The organism is Photobacterium chitinilyticum (assembly GCF_004104355.1).
In the GTDB taxonomy this organism is placed as follows: domain Bacteria; phylum Pseudomonadota; class Gammaproteobacteria; order Enterobacterales; family Vibrionaceae; genus Photobacterium; species Photobacterium chitinilyticum.
The window spans coordinates 1-1,130 of record NZ_RJLM01000070.1 but is presented as its reverse complement, the minus strand read 5'-3'; the positions used below and the strand labels follow the sequence as shown (position 1 = coordinate 1,130).

The 1,130-nt window shown below is 44.5% G+C and carries 1 protein-coding gene; it reads left to right on the top strand.

What is annotated here, in order from left to right; genetic code table 11:
• Positions 1 to 1,111, top strand: a 1,111-nt coding sequence (locus EDI28_RS28125; protein WP_164918635.1) for a reverse transcriptase domain-containing protein, incomplete at its 5' end; no start/stop codon positions are given.
• Between the last annotated feature and the right edge of the window lie 19 nt (positions 1,112 to 1,130).

Sequence of the window (1,130 nt, the reverse complement as noted above, 5' to 3'; positions counted from 1 at the left end):
GTCACTATACATCAACTTCATTGATTATGAAAAGGCATTCGACAGTGTAGATAGGAGGACATTATGGAAACTTCTTCGACACTACGGAGTTCCTGAGAAGATTGTCAATATTATCCGGAACTCATACGACGGACTACAGTGCAAAGTAGTGCATGGAGGACAGCTGACAGATGCATTCCAAGTAAGGACCGGAGTCAGACAAGGCTGTTTACTCTCTCCCTTCCTCTTTCTTCTGGTGGTCGACTGGATTATGAAGACCTCAACATCTGAGGGAAAACACGGAATACAATGGACAGCTCAGAACCAATTAGACGATTTGGACTTCGCAGATGACCTAGCCCTCCTATCACGTACACACGAACAGATGCAGATGAAGACAGCCAGTGTAGCAGCAGTCTCTGCATCAGTAGGCCTCAGCATACACAAAGGGAAAACCAAGGTCCTCAAATTCAAAGCGGAGAACAGCAATCCAATCACACTTGATGGCGAAACTCTGGAAGATGTAGAGTCCTTCACATACCTGGGAAGCATCATCGATGAACAAGGAGGATCCGATGCAGACGTAAAGGCGAGGATCGGCAAAGCAAGGGTCGCATTCCTACAATTGAAGAACATATGGAACTCAAAACAACTTTCAACCAATATCAAAGTGAGAATCTTCAATACGAACGTCAAGGCAATTCTACTGTATGGAGCTGAAACTTGGAGAACTACAACAACCACAATCAAGAAAGTACAAGTATTTATAAATAGCTGTCTACGCAAGATACTCAACATCCATTGGCCGGATACCATCAGCAATAGCCTTCTGTGGGAGAGAACAAACCAGCTTCCAGCTGAAGAGGAAATTAGGAAAAGACGATGGAAATGGATAGGACATACATTACGCAAATCGTCAAACTGCATCACGAGGCAAGCTCTAACTTGGAATCCTGAAGGGAAGCGGAAAAGAGGAAGGCCAAAGAACACATTACGTCGGATAATAGAAGCAGATATGAAAAGGATGAATTACAACTGGAAGGAGCTGGAAAGGATTGCCCAGGACAGGGTTGGATGGAGAATGCTGGTGAGCGACCTATGCTCCTTCACGAGGAGTAACAGGTGTAAGTAAAGTAAGTAAGTATGAACCC